The sequence below is a fragment of the Geomonas ferrireducens genome (genome assembly GCF_004917065.1).
GTDB classification, from domain to species: Bacteria; Desulfobacterota; Desulfuromonadia; order Geobacterales; family Geobacteraceae; genus Geomonas; species Geomonas ferrireducens.
In genome coordinates this window covers 145,546-165,987 of the sequence record NZ_SSYA01000003.1, presented here as the reverse complement: position 1 = coordinate 165,987, position 20,442 = coordinate 145,546, and the positions used below count along the sequence as shown (strand labels likewise).

At 63.7% G+C, this 20,442-nt stretch carries 13 protein-coding genes; 7 read left to right on the top strand and 6 right to left on the bottom strand.

Going from position 1 to position 20,442, the window contains the following annotated elements:
- Positions 1 to 8 precede the first annotated feature (8 nt).
- Positions 9 to 1,124, bottom strand: coding sequence for an alanine dehydrogenase (gene ald / locus E8L22_RS16520; protein WP_136526249.1), 1,116 nt, complete (start codon positions 1,122 to 1,124; stop codon positions 9 to 11).
- Positions 1,125 to 1,296: 172 nt separating this feature from the next.
- Between ald and E8L22_RS16515 the strand changes: the two genes are divergently transcribed.
- Entirely contained in the window at positions 1,297 to 1,770 is a 474-nt protein-coding gene (locus E8L22_RS16515) for an Lrp/AsnC family transcriptional regulator (RefSeq protein ID WP_135872665.1), read from the top strand.
- On the opposite strand, the gene E8L22_RS16510 is transcribed toward E8L22_RS16515, so the two are convergent.
- Positions 1,771 to 2,175, bottom strand: a complete 405-nt coding sequence (locus E8L22_RS16510) for a PilZ domain-containing protein (RefSeq protein ID WP_136526248.1) — start codon at positions 2,173 to 2,175, stop codon at positions 1,771 to 1,773.
- Between the two features lie 253 nt (positions 2,176 to 2,428).
- Between E8L22_RS16510 and E8L22_RS16505 the strand changes: the two genes are divergently transcribed.
- The 4 genes from E8L22_RS16505 (at position 2,429) to E8L22_RS16490 (ending at position 8,910) form a co-directional block, all read left to right on the top strand.
- Positions 2,429 to 5,536 carry a sensor histidine kinase gene (locus E8L22_RS16505; protein WP_136526247.1) on the top strand — a complete coding sequence of 1,036 codons (3,108 nt, stop codon included), beginning with the start codon at positions 2,429 to 2,431 and terminating at the stop codon, positions 5,534 to 5,536.
- Entirely contained in the window at positions 5,533 to 6,174 is a 642-nt protein-coding gene (locus E8L22_RS16500) for a response regulator (RefSeq protein WP_129127916.1), read from the top strand. The genes E8L22_RS16505 and E8L22_RS16500 overlap by 4 nt, the downstream gene beginning before the upstream one ends.
- A 295-nt stretch (positions 6,175 to 6,469) precedes the next feature.
- Complete coding sequence (locus E8L22_RS16495; RefSeq protein ID WP_162604859.1) at positions 6,470 to 7,816, top strand: HD domain-containing phosphohydrolase; 1,347 nt, start codon at positions 6,470 to 6,472, stop codon at positions 7,814 to 7,816.
- 419 nt (positions 7,817 to 8,235) lie between these two features.
- Positions 8,236 to 8,910: a PEP-CTERM sorting domain-containing protein gene (locus tag E8L22_RS16490; RefSeq protein ID WP_136526245.1), complete on the top strand. Its 675-nt coding sequence runs from the start codon at positions 8,236 to 8,238 to the stop codon at positions 8,908 to 8,910.
- 197 nt (positions 8,911 to 9,107) lie between these two features.
- Here E8L22_RS16490 and E8L22_RS16485 read toward each other — a convergent pair whose 3' ends face one another.
- Positions 9,108 to 10,286 (bottom strand): methyl-accepting chemotaxis protein, encoded by a 1,179-nt coding sequence (locus E8L22_RS16485; RefSeq protein WP_136526244.1) that lies wholly within the window; start codon positions 10,284 to 10,286, stop codon positions 9,108 to 9,110.
- Between the two features lie 366 nt (positions 10,287 to 10,652).
- Between E8L22_RS16485 and gltB the strand changes: the two genes are divergently transcribed.
- Both gltB and E8L22_RS16475 read left to right on the top strand, forming a co-directional pair.
- Positions 10,653 to 15,236 carry a glutamate synthase large subunit gene (gene gltB, locus E8L22_RS16480; protein ID WP_136526243.1) on the top strand — a complete coding sequence of 1,528 codons (4,584 nt, stop codon included), beginning with the start codon at positions 10,653 to 10,655 and terminating at the stop codon, positions 15,234 to 15,236.
- Positions 15,237 to 15,275: 39 nt separating this feature from the next.
- Positions 15,276 to 16,757 carry a glutamate synthase subunit beta gene (locus tag E8L22_RS16475; protein WP_136526242.1) on the top strand — a complete coding sequence of 494 codons (1,482 nt, stop codon included), beginning with the start codon at positions 15,276 to 15,278 and terminating at the stop codon, positions 16,755 to 16,757.
- 223 nt (positions 16,758 to 16,980) lie between these two features.
- On the opposite strand, the gene katG is transcribed toward E8L22_RS16475, so the two are convergent.
- From katG to E8L22_RS16460, 3 genes are all read right to left on the bottom strand, one after another.
- Positions 16,981 to 19,182: a catalase/peroxidase HPI gene (gene katG, locus E8L22_RS16470; RefSeq protein ID WP_136526241.1), complete on the bottom strand. Its 2,202-nt coding sequence runs from the start codon at positions 19,180 to 19,182 to the stop codon at positions 16,981 to 16,983.
- A 244-nt stretch (positions 19,183 to 19,426) separates the two neighbouring features.
- Positions 19,427 to 19,747 (bottom strand): MGMT family protein, encoded by a 321-nt coding sequence (locus E8L22_RS16465; protein ID WP_136526240.1) that lies wholly within the window; start codon positions 19,745 to 19,747, stop codon positions 19,427 to 19,429.
- 32 nt (positions 19,748 to 19,779) lie between these two features.
- Positions 19,780 to 20,442, bottom strand: coding sequence for a response regulator (locus E8L22_RS16460; protein ID WP_136526239.1), 663 nt, complete (start codon positions 20,440 to 20,442; stop codon positions 19,780 to 19,782).

The window sequence follows — 20,442 nt, the reverse complement described above, 5'->3', positions numbered from 1 at the left end:
ATGCCCTTCTATCCCAGCAGCGCCTCCACCGGGGTGTAGGGGAGCCCGAAGGCGTCGGCGACGCCGCGGTAGGTGACCTGGCCCAAAGCGATGTTGATCCCCTCACGCACGCCGGCGCTCTCGCGCGCGACCTCGCGCCAGCCGCGTTCGGCCAGCGACACGGCATAGGAGAGTGTTGCGTTGGTGAGGGCGGCCGTCGAGGTTAGCGGCACCGCGCCGGGCATGTTCGCCACGCAGTAGTGCAGCACCCCCTCCTCGAGGTAGGTCGGCTCGCGGTGCGTGGTCGCGCGCGAAGTCTCGAAACACCCCCCCTGATCGATGGCGACGTCGACCAAGACCGCGCCCGGCTTCATCCCCTTCAGCATGTCGCGGGTCACAAGCTTGGGCGCCTTCGCCCCGTGCACGAGCACGGCGCCGATCACCACGTCCGCCTGCTGCACCAGCTCGCGGATGACGGCGGGAGAAGACATGACCGGGAAGCAGTTCTTCGGCATGACCTCGGAGAGGTGGCGCAGGCGTTCGAGGTTCATGTCGAGGAGGTAGACCTTGGCACCCAGGCCGCAGGCCATCTGCGCCGCGTGGGTCCCCACCACGCCGCCACCGATCACGACGACGGTGGCCGGTGCGACGCCGGGAACGCCTCCCAACAGGATGCCGCGCCCCCCCTGGGCCCGCTCCGCGTACTTGGCGGCCTGCTGCGCCGCCATGCGGCCGGCGACCTCGCTCATCGGGGTGAGCAGCGGGAGCGTGTTACCGGGACCGGTGATGGTCTCATAGGCGACGGCTACCCCCCCGCTCTTCATGAAGGCACGGGTGAGTCCCTCCGAGGCGGCGAAGTGGAAGTAGGTGAAAACGATCTGCCCCTCGCGGATCATCTCGTACTCGCTTGGCTGCGGTTCCTTCACGTGCATGACCATCTCGGCCCGTGCGTAGATCTCGGCCGGTTCAGCCACGATCTCGGCGCCCGCCTTGCGATAGGCGTCATCGGAGAACCCGCTGCCGTTGCCGGCGCCGCTCTCGACCAGCATGGTGTGCCCGTGCCCCACCATGACCTCGACCCCGGCGGGGGTCATGCTGACACGATTCTCTTCGACCTTGATTTCCTTCAGTATCCCGACGACCATCTGCGCTCCCTCTCCCCTTGATGAGTGTGCCGACTGTCAGCATTGTACCGCAGTCCGGGCCGGGTTCATTAGACCGGCGTCTCAGCATACCAGATCGGCCGGGATTTTTTCTTGCGAACAAGCGACAAAAACGGTATTTTTTCGCAGGATGTTTCACTATAAGGGGCAATCGATGAGGAATCTTGCGGAAACAGCCGTAGACAGGATTGATCGGGCCATCCTGAACGAGTTGCAGAGGGACGGCAGGCTGACCAACGTGCAGTTGGCCGAGCTCGTCGGGCTTTCCGAGTCCGCCTGCCTGCGCCGGGTGCGCCTTCTGGAGCAAAGCGGCATCATCGACCGCTACGTGATGCTGGTGGATCAGGGGCGAGCGGGCAAACCGGGGAACGTCTTCGTGCGGGTGACGCTTGACGGGCAGCAGCGCGAGAGGCTTTCGGCCTTCGAGGAGGCGATCGCCACGGTTCCCGAGGTGATGGAGTGCTACCTCATGTCCGGCGACGTCGATTACCTGATGCGCGTCGCGGTGAAGGACACGGACGACTACCTGCGCCTGCACAACAAGCTGACCGGGCTCCCCGGCGTTTTACGGGTGCAGTCGTCCTTCGCGCTGCGCACCGTGGTGAGCAGAACCTCGCTCCCTTTGTGACTACCAGACCGGGATGATGCTGGAGCGCTCCAAAAACCTTCTGAGGGCATGCAGGTCCGCAAGGGAAAGCCCCACGAAACAAAGGCCCATGCCGGAGGGGAGCTTATGTTTCTTCCTTCCCCGCTCGCGGACCCAGGCCACCCGGGCCTGGCAGGAGATGACGGAGTCACGGTCCGAGAGCTTGAACTTGATGGTCAAAAGGGTGTCCACCGGGCGGAGGTGGGAAGTCTCGAGGAAGAGACCGCCCCGGCTCACGTTGACCGAATAGTTCAATACCAGCTTTTTCTGATAGGGACCTTCGAAGATGGCGATCCTGGCGTCGACGCGCTCCCCCCTTCCCGCCGGGACGCCGTCCCCCTTCTCATCCACCGTGCTCCACCCCGCCTCTTGCCCTGGTGCACCCATTTCCCCCTCCTTCTGAGCGGTGACTCTCCACCTGCTCCACCTTTACCGCCCGGGGCGCTTCCCTGTAAATCCGAAAGAGGCTGCAAGTGTCGTAGGGGTTGCGACTACAGACGCCCCCTTCCGGCATCGTCCGCTTGTAGGAAAAAGACTACAGAAAAAAAGGAAGAAGGCCGATCCATAAGCGAGAGAGCTTCTGCTATTAATGATCCATCGACGCCCACGCCGACACGCTCAACCGCCTCAGGAGTAGGCCATGCCGGACCAGAAAGCGCAAAAGACGTACTCATCCCGGCCGAACTGCCGGCACCAGGCAGCCATCGGGATCGCCTTCGGCCTCGCCGGATTCGTACTGAACTGGTTCAAGCTGGAATTCTTCTTCAACGTCGATTTCATCTTCGGCTCCATCCTCTCCATGTTCGCCCTGATGCGCTTCGGTCTCGTTGCCGGGATGACGGCGACGCTCATCGCCGCCAGCTGCACCTGGTTTCTCTGGCACCATCCCTGGGCGGTGATCATCTTCTGCGCCGAGACGCTCTGCACCGCGCGGTTGAACCTCTCCAAAGACCGCGACCCGGTCCTTAACAACCTAGCCTACTGGTTCAGCGGCGGCATCGCCCTCGTGCTCTTCTTCTACGCCGGTGTCATGCACTTCCCTCTCCTGCCCGCCATGGTGATGGGGCTCAAGCAGGGGATCAACGGCATCGTCAACACGCTGATCGCGGCCGCGCTCCACATGGGCTACGGCTTCTACCGGCGGCGCCAGGAAAGGCTTCCCGGGCTGCGCCAGCTGATCTTCGTCGCCATATCGCTCTTTGTCACCATCCCGACCCTGCTTTTCCTCTACCTGGACATAAGACACACGATGCGCCAGGACCTCGCACGGCACCAGGAGGCAACGGTTCGTATCGCCACCGCGGCCCAGACCGGAGCGGCATCCTGGCTGGACAGCAGCCTCGGGGTGATCCGCTTCCTTGCCTCCTCCAGCAGCGGACCGGTGGCCCACATGCGGCGCGACCTGGAGAACATGCGCCAGTCGCTCACCGACTTCAGGCGCCTCGGGATGACCGACGAGCGAGGCATCACGGTGGCCTTCTCCCCGGCCGTGGACGAGAACGGCGCGACCACCGTCGGACTGGACCTGTCGGACCGCAGTTACCTGAAGAAGGTCTCCACCCCACCCTACCCCGAGGTGATGGAGCTCTTCCAGGGGAGGATCGGCGCGCCGGGGCCGAGACTCATCCTGGTCGCGCCGGTGCTTGAAAAGGAAGGTTACCGGGGCGCCGTATTCGGCGTCGCCGACCTCGGCAGCCTGACGGAGCTCCTGCAAAAGCTCGTGCACGAAGACTCCGTGCAGGTGACCCTCGTCGACGACCGGGGGATGGTGGTCATGAGTACCAAGCAGGAGTTAAGGCCCCTCACCCCTTACGTCCTTCCCGCAGGGGGCTCCCTGATGCCGGTGGCCAAAGGGATACGCCACTGGATCCCGGCCCCCAAACCCGGGTTGAGCCCGTACAAGCGCTGGCTTGCCTCGTTTTACGTGAAGGAGATGCCGCTGGACGGGTACCCGGGGTGGAAGCTGGTGGTTGAGTCTCCGCTCAAGCGCCCCATCACCGCGCTCTCCGAAAAGATCACCGCGGCGCTCTCCGGCATCGGTCTGCTGCTCGTGTTACTGGTCTTCTGCTCACGGCTTTTCGCCGGCAGGATCGCCTCCATCCTCTCGGACTTCGAGCGCGTGACGCGCGAGCTTCCCGCCCAGATCGCGGCCGGAACCACCATCGAGTGGCCTCCTCCGGTGACCACCGAGTTCAAGGGGCTCACCGACAACGTGCAGGTGATGACGAGGGAGCTGTTGCTCTCGCACACGGCGCTCAAACAGCTGAACCAGAGCCTGGAGCAGCGCGTCGAGGAGCGCACCGCGCAACTGAGGGAAAGCCGGCAGCTTTTAAACGCAGTCATCGAAACGACGCCCGACCCGATCTCGGTCAAGGACCGCCAGGGGACCTACCTCATGATGAACAAGGCGGGGCTGGAGTTTCTCGGACGGGAGGCGATCGGCAGTGAGGAAACCCGCATCTATGGGGCGGAAGAGGAAGAGGTGATCCTCGCGTACGACCGGCGCGTACTGGAAACCGGCGCCATCGTCTCCTTCGAACAATCCCGCCGCAACCACCTGGGGCAGTCCCGCGTCTTCAACGTGGTGAAGGGGCCGATCCGTGACCATGCCGGCGCCGTGACCGGGATCTTCGCCATCTCCCGTGATATCACCGACCGCATCCGGATGGAGGAACAACTGGAGCAGGAGCGGTCGCTTTTGCGTACCATCATCAGCACCATCCCGGACCTGATCTTTCTGAAGGACGTAAACGGCGTGTTTCTCGCGGCAAACCCGGCATTTCAGAAGATGGCGGGGCACCCGGAAGCGGAGATCATCGGCCGGACGGATCGCGACATCTGGAACGCAGAAGAGGCCGAGCTTTTCGTAAAAAGGGACCGTGAGGTGCTCGCGGCAGGCCGTCAGATCGCTCACGAGGAATGGCTGACCGACAGCAGCGGAGGAAGGCGCATCCTGCTGGAAACGAAGAAAACCCCGATGCTGGACCGCGCCGGGAACCAGCTGGGGATTTTGGGCATCGCCCGCGACATCACGGCGCAGCACGAGGCGAAGGAGGAGCTGAAACGCGCCGTGGCCGAGCGGACCGCGGACCTGCGGCGACTGGCGGAGCGAATAGAGACGGTAGCCGAGCACGAGCGGGCCTCGGTGGCCCAGGAGATCCACGACGAGCTGGGGCAACTGCTTGCCGCGCTCATGATGGACGTCGCCTGGTTCCAAAAGCGCATCCCGGAAGGGGACGAAAAGTACGCCGCGAAGGTGAAGGCGATGAACGAGCTCCTGAACGTCACCATACAGTGCGCGCGCCGCATCACGCGGGACCTCCGCCCCCGCATGCTGGACGAGCTCGGCCTGGTCGCCGCCATCGAGGAGCAGCTGGAGCTTTACCGCCAGCGCCAGATCGACTGCCGGTTCATCGTCCCGCAGCGCGACGCCGAGGTCGACCCGGAACGGGCCAACTCCCTCTTCCGCATCTTCCAGGAAAGCATGACCAACGTGATGCGCCACTCCGGCGCGACGAAGGCCGAGATCCTCCTCGACATAAGTGAGGACGGCATCGTGCTGCAGATAGAGGACAACGGCCGCGGCATCAACGAGGAACAGATCAACAACCTGCAGTCGCTTGGCCTTCTAGGGATCAAGGAGAGGGCCCTGCGCTGGGGAGGGACGGCCGAGATCAGGGGAGTGCACGGTAAGGGAACTACGATTCGGGTTGAGATGCCCGTGGAACGAAGGAGGAAAAAGAGATGATAAGGGTTTTGCTCACTGACGATCACAAGATACTGCGCGAGGGGCTCAAGGGGCTTTTGCACGACACCGACGACATCACCGTGGTCGGCGAGGCGGGGGACATCCAGGAGCTGTTCGCCCGTTTGGGGAGTGTGGCCTGCGACGTCATCGTCCTCGACATCTCGCTTCCCGGCAGAAGCGGTCTTGACGCCCTGAAGCAGTTGAAGGCCGAGGGGATTACGACGCCGGTGCTGGTACTCAGCATGCACCCGGAGGAGCAGTACGCCATCCGCGCCATCCGCTCCGGCGCCGCCGGCTACCTCACCAAGGAGACCGCCTCCCAGGAACTGGTGCACGCGATCCGCAAGGTCCACACCGGCGGCAAGTACCTGAGCTCGAACCTCGCGGAGCGACTCTTCACCGAGCTCGCCAATCCCCGCGGAGCGGAGCCGCACACGCTTCTTTCCGACCGCGAGTACCAGATCATGTGCATGATCGGCTCCGGGCTCACCCTGACCGGCATCGCCGACAAGCTCGCCCTGAGCGTCAAGACCATCAGCACCTACCGGACCCGGGTTCTGCTCAAGATGGGGATGAAGAACAACGCGGAACTGACCACCTACGTCGTAAAAAACGGACTTCTGTGCGACAACGCCTGATCCCCCGGCGGGAGAGGCGGATCCCTTCGCCTCTCCCGCCGCGGAGCGCGCTCCTCCCCTCTCGCTCCCGCTGCATGTCGGAAAAAGTCTCTCACCTTTAACGTCCCGCGCCCGACATACAAAAAAACAAGTCCCTGCTATTAATGAGACCATCGTCCACCCCCCGGCAACGGGGCAGACGCAGAGGGAACCTCAACGGTGCCCCTGCGCACATGGCGGTATGCATGAGGAGACGCAGGTGTTTACTCCGGTACCAACATCGCAAGAGCGGCAAAAGGCCGCAAAGGACCACCCCATGCTGATGCTGGAGGCCGAGAACCTGCGCCTTTTGCGCGAACTCGAGCGCCACCGCCGTGAGAAAAGACACGCGTGCGAGGTGGCGGTGGACCTGCTGACGAGCATCGCCGAGGCACGGGACCGGGAGACCGGGCGCCACGTAAAGCGGGTGCAGGACTACACGCTGGCACTGGGGAACGCGCTGAAGCTCGACTCACCGTACTCCTCCCTGCTGAGCCGGCAGTGGATAGAGCGCCTGGTAAGGGTGGTCCCGCTGCACGACATCGGGAAGATCGGCATCCCGGACCGCATCCTGCTCAAACCCGCCTCGCTTAGCCGGGAAGAGTTCGAGGTCATGAAGACCCACACCCGCATCGGCCGAGACATCATCGCCGCAGCCGACAGGGACAGCGGCGGGGCCTGCTGCAATCCCGAGGAGGGCGCCCTCGTCTTCCAGATGGCCGCCGACATCGCGCTTTGGCACCACGAGCGCTGGGACGGCCTGGGCTATCCCGACGGCCTGGCGGGGGAGGCCATTCCGCTTGCCGCGCGCATCGTCTCGGTGGCCGACGTCTTCGATGCCCTGACCACTTCCCGGGTGTACAAGAAGGCCTTTTCGTGGAAGCGTGCGAGCGCCTACATCGTCTCCATGAGCGGAGTCCGGTTCGACCCCTACGTCGTGGCCGCTTTCACGCGGCTTTTGCCCCAGGTCGAGACCATCGCGCAAGGCCACGACGGCGTGAGCCATCCCGAAACATCAACTATCGGCACAATCAGGCAGGCAACCGGCCCGGCCCCGAGGAACGGGATAGGATGCCCCGATGCAGCCGGCGCCACCACCTGCACTACACAAGGGAGCGAGACCATCGACGGGCCTCTTTCCCGCACCATAACGCAATCGGACACGGAGGAGGGAACCATGCGTGCGCTCATAGTCGACGACGACGAACTGGACCGCAAGCTTCTGGAACGGGTGTTGAAGCCGTTTTGCCACGTGGACTGCGCGGCAACCGGGGAAGAGGCGTTGCAGAAGTTCGTGACGGCCCTAGGCGAGCAGACCCCTTACGGGCTCGTCTGTCTGGACTACAACCTCCCCGGCATTTCCGGCGCAAAGACGGCGCAGCTCATCCGCCAGGAGGAGGGGAAAACTCGGGGCTTCCCCGCCACCACGGTATGCGCGCTCTCCGGGGCTCCCGAGGCTCCGGGAGAGTTCTACATGCGCCTTGGCGACGATCCCCACTTCTTCCTGAACCAGAAGCCGTACAACAGGACCAACCTCATGCGTGCGGTCAGCTTCGGCCTGCGGCGCTGGGGGGTAAAGAGCGACTCCCATGATTACTGCGTCGGACAAGCAATCGGTCAATGATGCAGGGGTGCGCCGGTCCGGAACAGCGGCACACACCAACGAGGGATCGCCCAGAGGCGGTCCCTTTCTTTTTGGACACACAGCGTGTCTAATTTTCCGACACCACTCTCAGAGGCACAAACAGCGGTCACGGTTCATTTTTTTCGTGTGGTTCCCTCAAAGTGTAAAGGAGGTGTGTAAAGCCGCTACGGTCACGGACAGCCTGACGCGCTTGCCAGCAGCACGGTCTCGGGCCGGCAAGCTCTTGATTTCACGCAGTTTACGCCGGTCACGGCAGCATGCGCAGTAAAACAAGGGGGGCAAGTCAAGCAGGCATCACAGACATAACTATCTGAAACCTTATGCTTTACCAGAGACTGGCATGCATGATGCTGAGCGTATGGGCGTTACATAAAGTACCACCTCAAGGAGGGTAACCCATGCGCATGAGAAGAGGAGGATTGGCGGTCATCATGCTCACCCTGACGCTGATGACCACATCTGCAAACGCACTATCCATAAGACTGACGGACGGCGGCGTCAATACCGTCACCATTGGGGACAACGGGGTGGGGGACGTTAACCCCGCGGCAGGCGCCGTCACCTACATCGGCAGCATCGGTGCCTTCACCACCAACGTGAGCACCGGGCTTTCCTACCCTATCCTCGGGAGCCTGGACTCCCCGTGGCTGGAGCTGAACTCGGTCGACGTGACGAGCGGCTCGAGCGGCACCAGCAAGCTCTACATCTACCTCACCGACACCGGCTTTACCGGCGCAGCTTCCAGCTTCCAGGCCGCCATCGGCGGGACCACGGGAGGAACGGTCAAGTACAGCACCTATTTCGACGCCGCCAACACCGCCTTTGCCATGAGCACGGTTTTGACCGAGGAACTGTACAGCGGCCTCGCCTTCAGCGACGTCAACACCGCTTCCGCACTGGGCCTCGACGTTCCCTACTCCCTGACCCAGGCGCTGGAAATCACCCATACCGGTCACGCCAGCACCAGCTTCGATGCGGAACTGGCCCCAGTGCCGGAACCGGGCACCTTCCTGCTGCTTGGAGTCGGCTTCCTGGGACTTGCCGTCTACGGCCGGCGCAGGGTGCGGGCCTGACGCACCGCGCTTGTTTTGGCAAAAGCCGCCCCACTCGGGCGGCTTTTTTTTGCGAGATCCGCGCAACGAGCGGCCGACCTCACCAAGCAGATGCTTGAAGGAGGCCATCGAAAGAGCGCTGCGGCCCTGACTCTCAAAGGTCGTCAGGCGTACGGGCTAGCGTTCCGAAGCCCGCAAAGGGCCGCCTGCGGCCGGCTTTAAAGCCTGAACTGGCGCACCAGGCGCTGCAGTTCTTCCGACTGATGGGAGAGTGTGGACGCCGCGGCGGCGGTTTCGGTGACGCCATGGGCCGTCTGCTGCACCACGTCGGTGATCCTCTGGATGCTGCGGGTTATCTCGTCGGTGGTGGAGGTCTGCTGCTGGGCAGCCGTGGTGATCTGGTTGATCTGATCGCTCACCACGCCCACCTGGGCCAGGATTTCCTCCAACGCCTCGCCCGATCGCGCCGAATACTCCGCCCCTTTTCCCACCTCGGCAACCCCTTCCTCGATGGCGGCGATGGCGCCGCGCGTCCCCCCCTGGATCGCCTTGATCATCTCGCCTATCTCCCGGGTCGCCCGGGTCGTCCTCTCGGCTAAGGCGCGCACCTCGTCGGCAACGACGGCGAAACCGCGCCCCTGCTCTCCGGCGCGCGCCGCCTCGATCGCCGCGTTCAAAGCGAGCAGGTTGGTCTGGTCCGCGATCTCCTGGATGGTACCGATGATCTGGTCGATCTGGTCCGACTGGGCGCCCAGTTCCTCCACGGTCTTGGCCGCCCCCTGCACCCGGCTTGCGATCCGTTCCATTCCGAGCGTCGTCTGCCGCACCACGTCGGCGCCGGAGCTCGCGGTCCGGCTCGCACGGGTCGAGTTCTCGGCGGCGTGCACGCAGTTTCTCGCGATGTCGCCTGAGGTCGCGGCCATCTCTTCACTGGCGACGGCCACGGCGTTGGTCTGGGAGGCGACGTCGTCGGTCCCCGCGGAGATGCGGTCGGCGTTGTCCTGCAACTGGTGCGAGGTGAGCGCCACCTGCTCGGAGCTCTGCTGAATCCGGCGGATCATGTCCCGCATCGTGGTCTGCAGCGTGTCGATGGAGCGGATGATGGTGCTGATCTCGTTGTTGCGCTTGGCCTGGATCGGCTTGGTGAGGTCCCCGCTGATCATGGTCTCCAGGATGCCGATGATCCTTTTCAGTGCGTCGTTCACCGACCAGAAAAGCAGGGAACTGAAGAAAGCTCCGGCAATGAGAAAGAGCGCGGTGGATATGACCGAGATGGACAGGGAGAAGGAGCGTCCCGCTCCTACGGCGAAGACAATGCAGAAGCTGTAACAGACACAGAGCAGGATGATGCGGGTGCGGATGCGCAGGTGCAGGTAGAGACCAAAGAGAAATTTCATGATTTTCCTCGACTGTTGTTCTTATTCGGCGCCGCGACAATAACAGTGTTACATTTCATTGTATTCTCTTCGGAAGCATCGCCCCCTTCTTTAGCACGTTATCAAGGCAGGGCGTTTTTTTCTGACTTCCTTGCGTCAGATGGATGACTACTATCGGGCAGATGAGTACACTCCTGAGTAGCAAGAGTAGTCACTTTGTATTACAACACGCGGCCACCTCGCCACCAGCGGCCACGCAGGGATGGCGGGAAAGCCGCCACTTACACCGTAAACATTTTTTCCGCGCCTGTTTCTGCCGAGTTGGCACAGTAACTGCTCCTTTTCGCAGACGCAGCGCACGATCACTACCTCGCAAAAGGTTGCATCATGAAAACAATCGGATTACCCAAGAAGCAAGGGATGTACGATCCCCAGTTCGAGCACGACGCCTGCGGCGTCGGCTTCGTCACCAACATCAAGGGAAAGAAATCCCACGAGATCGTCAAACAGGCGATAACCGTCCTGGAAAACCTCGACCACCGCGGCGCGGTGGGGAGCGAGCACAACACCGGTGACGGTGCCGGCATCCTGATCCAGATCCCCGACGCCTTTTTCCGCAAGGCATGCCCCGAGCTCGGCTTCGAACTCCCGGCTCCGGGCGAATACGGCGTCGCCATGCTCTTCACCTCCCCCGAGGCGACCGAAAGGAGCGCGGCGAAGCACGTCTTCCAGCGCATCATAAGAGAGGAAGGGGTCGAGGTGATCGGCTGGCGCGAGGTGCCGACGGACAACTCGTCCTTGGGCGACACCGCCAAGGCGGGCGAGCCGCTCGTGCGCCAGATCTTCTTCAAACGCGACGCTTCGTGCGCCGACGAGGACGCCTTCAACAGGAAGCTCTACCTCGTGAACCAGCGCGCGATCCACGAGATACGCGACGAGGAGGTCGATCCGTACTGGTACGTCGCCAGCATCTCGACCCGCACCATAGTCTACAAAGGGATGCTGATGCCGGCCCAGCTGGACCAGTACTTCCCCGAGCTGCGCGACGAGGCGGTCGAGAGCGCCATCGCGGTAGTCCACTCCCGCTTCTCCACGAACACCTTCCCCTCCTGGGACCGTGCGCACCCGTACCACTACCTCGCCCACAACGGCGAGATCAACACCCTGCGCGGCAACGTGAACTGGATGCACGCGCGCCAGTCCATGTTCAACAGCGAGCTCTTCGGCGACGACATCAAGAAGCTCCTGCCGGTTATCAACACCAACGGCTCCGACTCGGCGATGTTCGACAACTGTCTCGAGCTCCTGCTCATGACCGGCCGTTCCCTCCCCCACGCCGTTATGATGATGGTGCCGGAGCCGTGGGAGAACCACGAGACCATGAGCCGTGAGAAGCGTGCCTTCTACGAGTACCACTCTTGCCTCATGGAGCCGTGGGACGGCCCCGCCGCCCTCACCTTCACCGACGGCCGCATCATCGGCGCGGTGCTGGACAGAAACGGCCTGCGTCCCTGCCGCTACTACCTGACCGACGACGACCTCGTCATCATGGCGAGCGAGGCTGGCGTTCTGCCGGTATCCCCCGCGAAGGTGATCAAGAAGGGTCGCCTCCAGCCGGGCAAGATGTTCCTCATCGACACCGAACAGGGTCGCATCATCCCGGACGAGGAGATCAAGAACGACCTCGCCACCGCGAAGCCCTACGCCGACTGGGTCAAGGTGAACCACCACCTGCTGGCCGACCTCCCGAAAGCGGCGAAGACGCAGGGCGAGGAGGAATCCCCCCTCGTGCAGCGCCAGAAGGCCTTCGGCTACACCTTCGAGGACCAGGAGACCATCATCGGCCCCATGGCGACCTCCGGCGTGCAGCCGCTTGGCTCCATGGGCACCGACACCCCGCTCGCGGTCCTCTCCGAGAAGCCGCAGCTTCTTTACAGCTACTTCAAGCAGCTCTTCGCCCAAGTGACCAACCCGCCGATCGACCCGATCCGCGAGGAGATCATCACCGCGACCGCGGTCAGGATCGGCTCCGAGTCGAACCTTCTGAAGCCGTCGGCGACGAGCGCACGCGTCATCCGCCTCGAGCACCCGATCCTCACCAACGAGGACATGGAGAAGATCAGGAGCCTCGACCGCCCCGGCTTCAAGACCGCCACCCTTTCCCTGCTCTTCAAGGCCGCCGACGGCGCCGAAGGGATGGAGAAGGCGCTCGACAGCCTCTTCTCCAGCGCGATCCGCCACATCGAGATGGGGACCACCGTCCTCATCCTCTCCGACCGCGGCGTGAACGAGGAGTACGCGGCGCTGCCGGCCCTGCTCGCCGTGGCCGGCCTGCACCACCACCTGATCCGCACCGCGACGAGGACCCACGCATCCCTGATTCTCGAGTCGGGCGAGCCGCGCGAGGTGCACCACTTCGCCGTCCTTTTGGGCTACGGCGTGACCGCCATCAACCCCTACCTCGCCTTCGAGTCCATCGACGACATGATCAAGGAGGGGATGCTCACCGGCATCGACTACAAGACCGGCGTCAAGAACTTCATCAAGGCCTCCATCAAGGGGATCGTGAAGACCATGGCGAAGATGGGTATCTCCACCATCCAGAGCTACCGCGGCGCCCAGATCTGCGAAGCAGTCGGCCTGCACCAGTCGCTGATCGACAAGTACTTCACCTGGACCCCGTCCAGGATCGGCGGCATCGACCTCTCCGGCATCGCCCAGGAGCTTTTGCAGCGCCACAAAAAGGCGTACCCGCACCGCGTCCCGGCCGACCCGACCCTCGACCCGGGCGGCCAGTACCAGTGGCGCAAGGAGGGTGAGGAGCACCTCTTCAACCCGCTCACCATCCAGGCGCTGCAGAAGGCGACCAGGACCAACGACTACAAGGAGTTCAAGGTCTTCTCGCAGCTGATCGACGAGCAGAACGAGCGTCTCTACACCTTGAGGGGCCTTCTCGACTTCAACACCGAGATCCGCATCCCTGTCCCCATCGAAGAGGTCGAGTCGGTCGAGGAGATCATGAAGCGCTTCAAGACCGGCGCCATGTCCTACGGCTCCATCAGCCAGGAGGCGCACGAGGCGCTCGCCATCGCCATGAACAGGATCGGCGGCCGCTCCAACACCGGCGAAGGCGGCGAGGATCCGGAGCGCTTCACCTGGACCAACGCCGAGGGGGACTCCAAGAACAGCGCCATCAAGCAGGTCGCCTCGGGGCGCTTCGGCGTCACCAGCAACTACCTCTCCAACGCGAGCGAGCTGCAGATCAAGATGGCCCAGGGTGCCAAGCCGGGCGAAGGTGGCGAGCTTCCGGGACACAAGGTGTACCCGTGGGTTGCGAAGACCCGCCACACCACCCCGGGCGTCGGCCTCGTTTCGCCGCCGCCGCACCACGACATCTACTCCATCGAGGACCTGGCGGAGCTGATCCACGACCTGAAGAACGCGAACCGCCGCGCGAGGATCAGCGTGAAGCTGGTCTCCGAGGTCGGCGTCGGCACCATCGCGGCCGGCGTGGCCAAGGCGCACGCCGACGTGGTACTCGTCTCGGGCTACGACGGCGGCACCGGCGCCTCCCCGCTCTCCTCGATCAAGCACGCGGGGCTTCCTTGGGAGCTGGGTCTTGCCGAAACGCACCAGACGCTGGTCCTCAACAACCTGAGAAGCCGCATCATCGTCGAGGTCGACGGCCAGCTTAAGACCGGCCGCGACGTCGCCATCGCCGCGCTTTTGGGCGCCGAGGAATTCGGCTTCGCCACCGCGCCGCTTGTTACCCTTGGTTGCGTCATGATGCGCGTCTGCCACAGCAACACCTGCCCGGCCGGCGTCGCGACGCAGGACCCGGAGCTCAGGAAGAACTTTTCGGGCAAGCCCGAGTACGTGGTCAACTACATGCGCTTCATCGCGCAGGAAGTGCGCGAGATCATGGCCGAACTCGGCTTCCGCACCTTCAACGACATGGTCGGCCGCGCGAACCGCCTGGAGCCCAAGCGGGCCGTCGCCCACTGGAAGGCACAGGGACTCGACTTCAGCAACGTGCTGTACCAGCCGCAGATGGGTATCAAGGGAAGCCGCTACTGCACCGAGAGCCAGGACCACGGTCTCGACAAGTCCCTCGACATGACGAAGCTCCTCGATATCTGCAAGCCGGCCATCGAGAAGGGCGAGAAGGTGAGCGCTGAGGTCGCCATCACCAACGTCGACCGCGTGGTCGGCACCATCGTCGGCAACGAGGTCACCCGTACCTACGGTGCGGAAGGGCTCCCCGACGACACCATCAGGCTCAAGTTCCACGGCTCCGCAGGCCAGAGCTTCGGCGCCTTCGTTCCGAAAGGGATGACCCTCGAGCTTGCCGGCGACGCGAACGACTACGTCGGCAAGGGGCTTAGCGGCGGCACCATCGTCGTCTACCCGCCGGACGGCTCGCCGTTCAAGGCCGAGGAGAACATCATCGCCGGCAACGTCGCCCTTTACGGCGCCACGAGCGGCACCGCCTACATCAGCGGGATCGCCGGTGAACGCTTCTGCGTAAGGAACTCGGGCGTGAGCGCGGTGGTGGAAGGCGTCGGCGACCACGGTTGCGAGTACATGACCGGCGGCACCGTCGTGGTGCTCGGCGAGACAGGAAGGAACTTCGCGGCGGGGATGAGTGGCGGGGTCGCCTACGTCCTCGACAGCGCGGGGGACTTCAAGGAGCGCTGCAACACCGAGATGGTGAAACTTGAGCAGCTCGAAGAGCAGGACCTCGAGACCCTCAAGGAGATGATCTCCCAGCACGCGAAAAGGACCGGCAGCGCACGCGCCACCCGCATCCTGCACGACTGGAAAACCCACGCCCACAAGTTCGTCAAGGTCATGCCGACGGACTACAAGCGGGTGCTCCTGGCCATCGAGCGTGCCAAGGCGGCCGGGCTTACCGGCGACGACGCACTCTCCGCAGCCTTCGAAGAGAACGCACGCCAGGCGGCGCACTAGAAAAGAAGATCGACTGATTTCTTCAGATAGGAAATAGCTATGGGAAAACCTACCGGATTCATGGAATACAATCGCGAGCTCCCGGCCGACCGCGAGCCGCTTGAGAGGCTCAAGGACTGGAACGAGTTCCATCTGCATCTGCCGGAGGATCACCTCCGCACCCAGGGGGCGCGCTGCATGGACTGCGGCATCCCCTTCTGCCACACCGGGATGCTGGTGAGCGGCATGGCCTGCGGCTGTCCCATCAACAACCTGATCCCCGAGTGGAACGACCTCGTCTACCGCGGCCTCTGGAAGCAGGCGCTGGCGAGACTTCTGAGGACCAACAACTTCCCCGAGTTCACCGGCCGGGTCTGCCCCGCCCCGTGCGAGGGGTCGTGCACCCTGGGCTCCATCGACCCCGCGGTCACCATCAAGAACATCGAGGTGAGCATCATCGACCGCGCCTGGGCCGAAGGGTGGATCGCCCCGAACCCGCCGCAGGTGAGAACCGGCAAGAAGGTCGCCGTGGTCGGCTCCGGCCCGGCAGGCCTCTCCGCCGCCGCCCAGCTCAACAAGGCGGGGCACCAGGTGACCGTCTTCGAGCGCGCCGACCTCCCGGGGGGCCTTCTCATGTACGGCATCCCCAACATGAAGCTCGACAAGCGCGAAGTAGTGCTGCGCCGCGTGAAGCTCATGGAGCAGGAGGGGATCAACTTCGTCTGCAACACCGCCATCGGCGGCGCCGAGTACCCGGTCGAGAAGCTGAAGCAGGAGTTCGACGCGGTCATCCTCGCCACCGGCGCCACCCTCCCCCGCGACCTCCCGATCGACGGGCGGAAGCTTTCGGGGATCCACTTCGCCATGGACTTCCTCACCGCCAACACGAAGGCGGTCTTGAACGAGGGAGCCGAGTTCATCTCGGCGAAAGGCAAAGACGTCATCATCATCGGCGGCGGCGACACCGGCACCGACTGCGTCGGGACCTCGCTGCGCCACGGTTGCAACTCGGTCACCCAGCTTGAGATCATGCCCCGTTTCCCCGACACCCGCTCCGCCGACAACCCGTGGCCGGAGTGGCCGAAGGTCCACAAGGTCGACTACGGCCAGGAGGAGGCCGCCGCGAAGTTCGGCGCCGATCCCCGCGTGTTCCTCACCACCGCCACCAAGTTCGAGGGTGATGCCGACGGCAACGTGAAAGCGGTGCACACCGTCGAGGTGGAATGGAAGCAAAACGAGAAGGGACAGTACATCCCGGTCCCGGTGCCCGGCACCGAGAAGGTCCGTCCAGCGAGCCTCGTGCTGCTCGCCATGGGCTTTCTGGGCCCCGAGCAGGAGCTTCCCGAAGCGCTCGGCCTCGAGCGTGACGGCCGCAGCAACATCAAAGCCGACTTCAACCGCTACAACACCAGCGTCGAGGGCGTCTTCGCCGCCGGTGACTGCCGTCGCGGCCAGAGCCTCGTCGTCTGGGCCTTCAACGAAGGGCGCGGTGCCGCACGCGAGTGCGACCGTTTCCTGATGGGAGAGACCGAGCTGCCGTAGCGGCCCTTTCCGATAAAACGACAAAAGGCACTTGGGACTTTCCCAAGTGCCTTTTCTTTTTCCTGATCAGCTGTGCACGCTACATGCACCTCCCCCCGGGGGGGAGGCGGAAGCCGGATCAAGCCGCTACGCTCCCCCTCCCCGTCCCTCCCCCTCCGGGGGCGGGTACGCTGCGGCAGCTGCTGCGCTCGCGAAACCTCGCGTCCCGCAAGCTCCCCTTAAATCAAGGACGGGCGAGGTCGAAGCGGTCGAGGTTCATGACCTTGTGCCATGCCGCCACGAAATCGTGCACGAACTTCTCCTGGGCATCGGCGCTGCCGTACACCTCGGCTATGGCCCGCAGTTGCGCGTTCGATCCGAAGATGAGATCGACGCGGGTGCCGGTCCACTTCAACGCGCCGGTCGCCCGGTCGCGCCCCTCGAAGACCTCGTCGTCCCCCGGCACCGCACTCCATGCCGTTCCCATATCCAGCAGGTTCACGAAAAAGTCGTTGCTGAGCACCCCGGTCCGCTTCGTGAACACCCCGTGCGGCGCTTGTCCCACGTTGGCGCCGAGGACGCGCATCCCCCCCACCAGTACGGTCATCTCCGGCGCGGTCAGGGTCAGCAGCTGCGCACGGTCCACCAGGAGCTCCTCTGACGGAACCGCGTACTTCTTCCTTAAGTAGTTGCGGAAGCCGTCGGCGACCGGCTCGAGCACGGCGAAGGAAGCCGGGTCGGTCTGCTCCTGCGCGGCGTCGGTGCGCCCTGGGATGAAGGGGACGGCGACTTTGCAGCCGGCGCTCTTCGCCGCCTCCTCGACCGCCGCGAAGCCCCCCAGGACGATCAGATCGGCCAGGGAAACCTGCTTTCCGCCCGACTGGGCGCCGTTGAACTGCGTCCTGATCCCTTCCAGGGCCTGCAGCACGACGGCGAGCTGGGCCGGTTGGTTCACCTCCCAATCCTTCTGCGGTGCGAGCCGGATGCGCGCCCCGTTCGCCCCGCCGCGCTTGTCGGAGCCGCGGAAGGTGGCGGCCGAGGCCCAAGCGGTCGCTACCAGTTGCGCGACGGAAAGCCCCGAGGCGAGGATCCTTCCCTTGAGGGACACGATGTCGTCGGCATCGATCAGCGGATAGGTGCGCTCGGGAACGGGGTCCTGCCAGATCAGCTCTTCGGAGGGAACGAGCGGGCCGAGATAGCGCGAACGCGGTCCCATGTCGCGGTGCGTCAGCTTGAACCAGGCCCTGGCGAAGGCGTCGGCGAACTGGTCGGGATGCGCGTGGAAGCGCTTTGCGATCGGCCCGTAGACCGGGTCCACCTTCAGGGCAAGGTCGGTGGTGAGCATCATGGGCGCGTGCCGCTTCGCGGGGTCGTGGGCGTCCGGGACCGTGCTTCGCGCCGCCGGGTCCTTGGGGATCCACTGGTGGGCGCCGGCAGGGCTCTTGACGAGTTCGAAATCGTAGCCGAAGAGGACGTCGAAATAGCCGTTGTCCCACTTGATCGGATCCGGGGTCCACGCGCCTTCCAGGCCACTCGTGATCGCGTGCGGTCCTTTCCCGGTGCCGAAGCTGCTCTTCCAGCCCAGCCCCTGCTCCTCGATACCCGCAGCCTCCGGCTCGGGCCCGACGTGTGAGGCCGGCCCCGCGCCGTGGCATTTGCCGAAGGTGTGGCCGCCGGCGATCAACGCGACGGTCTCTTCGTCGTTCATGGCCATCCGCGCAAAGGTTTCGCGTATGTCCCTGGCCGCGGCGACCGGGTCAGGGTTGCCGTTTGGCCCTTCCGGATTAACGTAGATGAGCCCCATCTGGACCGCGGCGAGGGGATTTTCAAGCTCCCGCTCCCCGGAGTAGCGCTTGTCCCCAAGCCAGGTCTCCTCCATCCCCCAATAGATGTCCTCCGGCGCCTCCCAGACATCCTCGCGCCCACCGGCAAACCCGAAGGTCCTGAATCCCATCGATTCGAGGGCGCAGTTCCCGGCAAGGATGATGAGGTCCGCCCAGGAGATCTTCCGGCCGTACTTCTGCTTTATGGGCCACAAGAGCCTGCGCGCCTTGTCGAGGCTCGCGTTGTCGGGCCAACTGTTGAGCGGGGCGAAGCGCTGCGCCCCCATCCCGGCACCGCCGCGGCCGTCACCGATGCGGTAGGTGCCCGCGCTGTGCCACGCCATGCGGATGAAGAGCGGGCCGTAATGGCCGTAGTCCGCCGGCCACCACTGCTGCGAATCGGCCATCAGTTCGAACAGATCTTTCTTAACGGTATCGATATCGAGAGTCTTGAACTCCTCTGCGTAGTTGTAGGTTTTGTCCATCGGATTCGACAGGCTTGAGTGCTGATGCAGGACCTTGAGGTCCAGCTGGTTTGGCCACCAATCCCGGTTCGACGCGCCGCGGGAGGCGGCAGGCCTGCCGATCTTACCCGTTACCGGGCACTTCTCTTGCGTACTCATGACATTGGCTCCTTTCACCAGGGAATTTACTGTCATAGAAATATAGCGCCGAGGTATGTGCCTGTCTAACGGCAGAAATTGAATGTATCGCAAGCGGGCCAGCGGAAGGCATAGGGGGGATAAGACTTAGCGGTAAAGGTAACGCTACTGTCATTGCGGGGGAAAAGATTTGCATTCTGCAGGCGTGACAGTTACAGCGTGATGGGTTGTTAGAGCACGTGCAAGAAACGAGACGGGGTGAGCATCATGGCCGCCAGCGGTAACGCTCAAGATCGATGCGCCCGCACCGGTCGAAAACGACACTCTCCGCCTCAAGACGCAGCCGCTGCACACGGTCCCCCTCGCTTCCGCCGGAGCGCAGGCTGATCTCTCCCTTGGCGTTCACCACGCGATGCCAGGGAAGCGACGGGTCGGCAAGTGCGTGCAGGGCGTAGCCCACCTGGCGCGCCCGCCCCGGCAGGCCGGCCAAAAGCGCCACCTGGCCGTAGGTCGCCACCTTCCCCTTCGGGATCGCGGCAACCACGGCGTAGATGTGGCTGTAAGTCGAATAGACGGTGTCATTCATATGAGGGTGACCAGGAAGGTGCAGGTTCAAGCTCAGTCGGAGAGCTCCTCCACGTTCATGCGGTACGTTCCGTACTTGAGCCGGGTCAGCACCTTCTTTTCCAGCATGATCTGAAAGGTAGCCACCACGGTGGGCTTGCTGGCACTCAGCGCCTCCGCAACCTCGTCGTAGGTGCCGTGGAACAGGTTCTCCTCGTCGAGATGGTTGATGACGTACTCCATGATCTCGGCGCGTCTTCCACCGAGGGTATCGAGAATTCTGAGGACGAACTCCTTCTTTTCCGGGCCGTTGCCGGAGTCCTTGCCGGCGGCTACCTTCTCTGTCGCTATGTCGGAAAGCAGCTCGAGCAGGTCGTGGAAGTTGAACGGTTTCAGCAGGTAGCCGTCCGCCTTGTAGCGAAACGCGTCCAGCAGGTACTCCGACTCCGAGTGGGCCGAAACCATGACTACGGCGACCGCCGGGTCCTTCTGCTTCACGGCATTGAGGAGCTCTATACCTGACAAGCCGGGCATACGGATGTCGGTGAGCACTATATCCGGGTGATGCTCCTCCAGTGCTGTCAGGGCCTGATCGGCGCTACCCACGCAGATCGTGTTTTTGCAAAAACTGCTCAGGACCATCTTCATCTGCTCCCGCGCAGTCTCCTCGTCATCAACAAAGAGCACCGTCATCTGTTGCAAGGCGGTGACGTTCAT

Coding starts and splice junctions, on each gene's coding strand:
- ald (WP_136526249.1), bottom strand. CDS start 1,124: ATGGTCGTCGGGATACTGAAGGAAATCAAGGTCGAAGAGAATCGTGTC.
- E8L22_RS16515 (WP_135872665.1), top strand. CDS start 1,297: ATGAGGAATCTTGCGGAAACAGCCGTAGACAGGATTGATCGGGCCATC.
- E8L22_RS16510 (WP_136526248.1), bottom strand. CDS start 2,175: ATGGGTGCACCAGGGCAAGAGGCGGGGTGGAGCACGGTGGATGAGAAG.
- E8L22_RS16505 (WP_136526247.1), top strand. CDS start 2,429: ATGCCGGACCAGAAAGCGCAAAAGACGTACTCATCCCGGCCGAACTGC.
- E8L22_RS16500 (WP_129127916.1), top strand. CDS start 5,533: ATGATAAGGGTTTTGCTCACTGACGATCACAAGATACTGCGCGAGGGG.
- E8L22_RS16495 (WP_162604859.1), top strand. CDS start 6,470: ATGCTGATGCTGGAGGCCGAGAACCTGCGCCTTTTGCGCGAACTCGAG.
- E8L22_RS16490 (WP_136526245.1), top strand. CDS start 8,236: ATGCGCATGAGAAGAGGAGGATTGGCGGTCATCATGCTCACCCTGACG.
- E8L22_RS16485 (WP_136526244.1), bottom strand. CDS start 10,286: ATGAAATTTCTCTTTGGTCTCTACCTGCACCTGCGCATCCGCACCCGC.
- gltB (WP_136526243.1), top strand. CDS start 10,653: ATGAAAACAATCGGATTACCCAAGAAGCAAGGGATGTACGATCCCCAG.
- E8L22_RS16475 (WP_136526242.1), top strand. CDS start 15,276: ATGGGAAAACCTACCGGATTCATGGAATACAATCGCGAGCTCCCGGCC.
- katG (WP_136526241.1), bottom strand. CDS start 19,182: ATGAGTACGCAAGAGAAGTGCCCGGTAACGGGTAAGATCGGCAGGCCT.
- E8L22_RS16465 (WP_136526240.1), bottom strand. CDS start 19,747: ATGAATGACACCGTCTATTCGACTTACAGCCACATCTACGCCGTGGTT.
- E8L22_RS16460 (WP_136526239.1), bottom strand. CDS start 20,442: ATGAACGTCACCGCCTTGCAACAGATGACGGTGCTCTTTGTTGATGAC.